At 71.9% G+C, this 4,229-nt stretch carries 3 protein-coding genes and 1 pseudogene; 1 reads left to right on the top strand and 3 read right to left on the bottom strand.

Features of this window, described 5'->3' with window-relative positions; all coding sequences use genetic code 11:
• A partial coding sequence (locus Q0D57_RS19140; protein WP_291047006.1) for an SPFH domain-containing protein occupies positions 1–1,536 on the bottom strand: 1,536 nt, incomplete at its 3' end.
• Between the two features lie 171 nt (positions 1,537–1,707).
• Here Q0D57_RS19140 and Q0D57_RS19135 point away from each other — a divergent pair.
• Positions 1,708–2,649, top strand: coding sequence for a class I SAM-dependent methyltransferase (locus Q0D57_RS19135; RefSeq protein WP_291047005.1), 942 nt, complete (start codon positions 1,708–1,710; stop codon positions 2,647–2,649).
• On the opposite strand, the gene Q0D57_RS19130 is transcribed toward Q0D57_RS19135, so the two are convergent.
• A complete protein-coding gene (locus tag Q0D57_RS19130; protein WP_291047004.1) occupies positions 2,650–3,711 on the bottom strand; it encodes a Gfo/Idh/MocA family oxidoreductase in 1,062 nt (353 codons plus the stop codon).
• Between the two features lie 35 nt (positions 3,712–3,746).
• Positions 3,747–4,229 (bottom strand): annotated as a pseudogene (locus Q0D57_RS19125) (hypothetical protein); the annotation flags it as partial.

The following is a 4,229-nucleotide window of genomic DNA, read 5'->3' as shown; positions in this document are numbered from 1 at the left end:
GAGGACGGTCGCGGCCGGCTGCGCCTCGGCGAACGCCCGACCGGCAGCCGAGCCGGTGGCGCGGCCCGTGACGATCTCGGCGATGTCGATGCCCACGAGGTCCTTCACGATCTGCATCGAGGTCGCGAGCTGGCTCGAGACGTTGCCGCCGACCTGCTCCGCGCCCGAGCCGTCGCTCGAGATGACCGTCATGTTCGCGATCGCCGCGAGGGGCTCGGATGCCGCGCGCACGATCGCGGGCAGCTCGGCGATGATCTGCTGCCGCAGCAGGTCGTCGGCGCGCTCCTCGAGCGCCTCGGCCTTGGCCAGCGTCGCCTCCGCCTCGGCAGCACCCTTCACGCGGATGGAGTTGGCCTCGGCCTCACCCTCCGCCCGCAGCGCCTCGGCGGCGGCGATGCGGCGGTTCTTCTCCGCGATGCCCTCGGCCTCGGTGGCCTCGGCGGCCGAGCGGCGCCGGTTGCGCTCGGCGAGACCCTCGGCCTCGACGGCCTCGGCCACGGCCTTCCGTCGATCCCTCTCGGCGTTCGCCGCCGCCACGGCCGCGGCCGCATCGGCCTGGGCCTTCTTCTCGAGGGAGTAGGCGTCGGCGTCGGCCACGGCGCGGATCTCGGCGTCGAGCTCCTGCTTGCGGAGGCCCACGCGCTTGCCGGCGGTGATCTCCTGCTGCGCGATGACCTCCTGCTGCGAGATCGCCTCGGCGAGCGGGCGCGAGGCGGAGGCCTCGGCGCGAGCCTTGTCGGTCTCCTTCTGGATCTCGGCGTTCCGCAGGTCGAGCTTGCGCTGCTGCTCGGCCACGGCCTGGTCGGCCTCGATCCTGGCCTCCTCCGAGGTGCGGCGGGCCACCGACTCGGCGACCTCGGCGACCTGCTTCACGCGAGCGGCCTCGGCGCGACCGAGGTCGCGGATGTAGCCGTTGTCGTCGTCGATCTCCTTGATCTGCAGCGTGTCGATCTGCAGGCCCTGCACGTCGAGCGACTCGCGCACGGCGTCGAGCACCTGGCCCTGCAGCGCCTGGCGGTTCGTGATGATCTCGGTCACCGTGAGCTGACCCACGATCGATCGCACCGATCCGGAGAGCACCTCCTCGGTGGAGGTCTCGATCTGGTCCTGCTGGTTCAGGAAGCGCTGGGCGGCGGCACGCACCATCGACTCCGATCCGCCCACCTTGACCACCGCGACGGCGTTGACCTTGATGGTGATGGCATCCTTCGTCTGCGCCGTGGCCTGCACGTTGAGCTGACGGCTGCGGAGCGAGAGCTTGAAGTGCGCCTCGACGATGGGCTTCACGAACACGCGTGAGCCGAAGACCACGCGCTGGCCCGCGTTCTCGGTCTCGTGCAGCGACGGCTCCCCCGTCTGCGCGTGCGCCTCTCCGGGCTTGAGCGGGCGCTGGCGTGAGGTGACGATGATCGCCTCGTCGGGCTTGGCGACCTTGATGCCGCGCAGCAGCACGATCAGGGCGATGAGCACGACGACGACGAGCACCACCACCACGATGACGGTCACAATCGATTCGAACGAGAGCAGAGGGGGCATGACGGCCTTTCCGTGGCTGGAGCGGTCCCCCTCAGTATGCCGGACGCGAGCCTCTGACCGACATGAGTAGATCACCCGCGCCCGCGCCGCCGTCTTGCACGGAGCCGCGCACCCGGTGTGTCAGGATGGGGCCGTCCCATCGCGCTGGGCACCTCGACGGAAGGATCGCGCATGACCGAGGAGCACTCCGAATTCGTGCAGCGACTCGCGGCGGCGCCGAGCATCGAGACGCTCCCGCCCCTGGCCGATCCGGTGGCGCACGCGCCGCAGAACCCGCCGTGGTACATCCAGCAGAAGTTCGTGGGCGCCAGCTACGCCGACGCCTACTCCGAGGCCGAGCGCTTCGTCGATGCGGCCTTCGACGCCTGGCCTTCCGGTGGCGCCGTTCCCGGCATCGCCGAGCAGGCCGTGTTCGACTTCGGATCGGGCTGGGGCCGCATCACGCGCATGCTGCTGCGGCGGTTCCGCGCCGATCAGGTGTGGTCGAGCGACGTCGACTCCGAGATGACGACGCTCCTGCACAGCACGCTGCCGGGCGTCAACGCCGTCACCAACGCGCCCTGGCCGCCCACCGTCTTCGCCGACGCGCGCTACGACGCCGTCACGGCCTTCAGCGTCTTCTCCCATCTCTCCGAGGAGGCGCACCGGCAGTGGGCCGCCGAGTTCGGGCGACTGGTCAAGCCGGGCGGCCGGGTCTACATCACGGTGCTCGAGGAGCAGTTCCTCTCCCTCGTGGCCGGGGCGCAGGCCGCCGTGGCCGCGGGTGAGGCCGACGAGTTCGCGGTGAACCTCGCTCAGGTGGTCCCGGATGCGACGGCCTCGCTCACGGCGGTCCGCCAGGGAGACTTCGTCTACGCCGGCGGCGGCGGAGACGACGACGGCCCGCGGGCACGCTCGTTCTACGCCTGGGCCGTGGCCCCTCGGCCGTGGGTGGAGCGCATCTGGGGCGAGGCGGGCTTCTCGCTCGAGTCCTGGACGCCGACCGGAGTGCTCTTCGACCAGGCCATGGTCGTGCTCGAGCGCCGGGAGACGGGCTGGAAGCCGCCCGCGGTGAAGCGCCGCTCCCTCGTGCGTCGCGTGGGCGGCCGCGTCAAGCGAGCACTGAAGCGCTGACTACCGCGCCGAGCGGTGCGCGGCCTCGATGATGCGCAGCACGTGCTCGGCTTCCTCCGCCGGCACGGGCAGGGTTCCACGCCCATCGGCCGCGCCCGAGAGCGCCTCGGCGAGCACGCGGTAGAACGCGGCGTGGCTGCCCCGGTTCAGCGTGACCTCGCGCGCCCCGCCGTCCGGGGTGCGCACGACGGCCGACTGCGCCTCCGGGTCGAGTCCGTAGGCGGGGTCGCCCGGCAGCATGCCGTCGAGCGCCTGCCGCTCCTGAGGATCGAGGCCGTGCGTCTCGAGCACCGCGTCGGCACCGACCACACGGAACCGGGGCCTGTTGACCGGCGAGACCGCGCTCATCCAGAGCCGCGACCGCACGCCGCCCTCGTGCTGCAGGGTCACGAAGGAGTCGTCGTCGGCGAGACCACCCTCCCGGCGCACGTCGAGCTCGGCGTGCACGCCGTGCTCGAGGTCGACCGGCCCGAACAGGCGCACGGCCTGGTCGATGAGGTGCGGACCGAGGTCGTAGAGGATGCCGCCGCCCTGCTCGGCCGTCACGCGATCCTTCCACTTCGTGCCGCGCTCGGGCCGGTAGAACTCGAACGCCGACTCGAACTGACGCACCTCGCCGAGCTCGCCGCTCCCGATCAGCGCCTCTACGGTCAGGAAGTCGCCGTCCCACCGGCGGTTCTGATAGACCGTCACGGCGCGGCCCACCTGCTCGGCGTGCGCGATCACCTCGAGGGCCTCGGCGGCGGTCAGCGCGAACGGCTTGTCGACCACCACGTCGAGACCGGCGTCGAGAGCGCGGTGCGCGAGCGCCGCGTGCGTGTCGTTGGGGGTCGTGATGACCACGAGGTCGAGCTCGCCGGCGCGCGCGAACAGGGCGTCGGCATCCGGCACGACGACACCCTCGCCGTAGCGCTCGGTCGCCTCGGCCCCGCGCTCGGCGTCGCTCGTCACGATCGCGACGAGTGCGTAGGCGGGGTCGGCGGCGATGAGCGGGGCGTGGAACACGCGGCCGCCGAGGCCGTAGCCGATGATCGCGGTGCGGAGTGGGGCTGAGGTCGTCATGCTCCCACGCTAGAGGATGCCGCTCCGCAGCTCTGCTACTGGCCCCAGGCGTCGGCCGGGGCGGTCACCACGGGCACGGGTGATGACGACCAGTGTGCACCGTTCGCGTAGTGGCTCGATGCCCAGGGCGAGGCCCAGATGGCGGCCTCGATCTGGGCTGTCGGCGCCGAGGCGTCGAACCCCGCGGTGATCTCGGAGTACAGCGAGTTCTCCCGCAGCGCCTCGGCCGCGTTCTCCGCCGCCGTCACGAGGGTGTCGTAGCTGCCGAGGCCGCTGCCGCCGCCGGAGCCCCAGCCGTTGTTGAGGGGGTTGTTGCGCAGCCACCAGCTGTCGGGGCCGTTCTCCTGGCGCATCCAGCGCAGCATCACCGTCACGTTGGACTCGGTCATGGGGAAGTCGCCGAAGTACATCACGAGCGTGGCCCAGGCGCGGTTGGTGCGCTCGCGGGCGATCGTGACGGCCCCGGGGGTGGCTCCGTAGCCGTCGCGCAGGACGGCGCCCCCGGCGGCCTCCCCGGG

Source organism: Herbiconiux sp., from assembly GCF_023264895.1.
Taxonomy (GTDB): Bacteria; Actinomycetota; Actinomycetes; order Actinomycetales; family Microbacteriaceae; genus Herbiconiux.
This window is presented reverse-complemented; position numbering and strand designations above follow the sequence as displayed.